Below are 734 nucleotides of genomic sequence, written 5' to 3' on the forward strand. Positions count from 1 at the left end.
CACCGTAAATTACGAACAGCACAGCAAAGACAACAAACAGTTTTACCAGGAACCAGAACCAACGGCGCTTTTTACGTGGCGGGCGACCATTGCCATTGCCACTGCCTTTTCCTTTACGTGGCGGCATCGGTTTCTCGTCTTCATAATCATCATCGTAATCCGCGTCATATTCCTCTTCACGGACACGACGACGGCTTACTTTCTCTTTCACAGGACGTGAAGGTTTTCCTTTACGTCCAATCGGTTCGCGGTCATTCCCCGCCATTGCTTTCTCCACCAAAAATAAGGCGCACGGCCTGATTCTCCCCATCTCAACTCAAGTCGAAAGAGGAAATCTCTCAAAGTTATTGGTACTTTTTGGTACGCCGCGTAGGCAGCGCGTCTGCTGGCGAGTCCGGCCAGACGTGTTTTGGATAACGTCCTTTCATCTCTTTTTGCACTTCCCGATACGCGCCGTTCCAGAATGCGGTTAAATCACGCGTAATCTGCAATGGGCGCTGCGCCGGGGAGAGCAACTCCAGAACCAGTGGCACACGGCCTTCGGCAATCACCGGAGTCTGGGCTTCACCAAACATTTCTTGCATACGCACAGCAAGAACTGGCGGGTTTTCATCATCATAGCGAATGGCTATCTGGCTTCCAGTCGGCACAGTGTAATGAGTTGGCAGCGCACTATCCAGACGTACGCGTGCGTTCCAGTCGATCAGGTTCTGTAACGCCCGTGTGACATCAAT

General features: G+C 51.8%; 1 protein-coding gene and 1 pseudogene. Both read right to left on the reverse strand.

Annotated elements, in window-relative coordinates; all coding sequences use genetic code 11:
- Nucleotides 1-265, reverse strand: a pseudogene (mrcB, locus tag M987_RS23510) (bifunctional glycosyl transferase/transpeptidase); the annotation flags it as partial.
- A 79-nt stretch (nt 266-344) separates the two neighbouring features.
- Nucleotides 345-734, reverse strand: a 390-nt coding sequence (locus tag M987_RS23515) for an ATP-dependent helicase C-terminal domain-containing protein (protein WP_281626373.1), incomplete at its 5' end; no start/stop codon positions are given.

Source organism: Enterobacter soli ATCC BAA-2102 (assembly GCF_001654845.1).
Taxonomy (GTDB): Bacteria; Pseudomonadota; Gammaproteobacteria; order Enterobacterales; family Enterobacteriaceae; genus Enterobacter; species Enterobacter soli.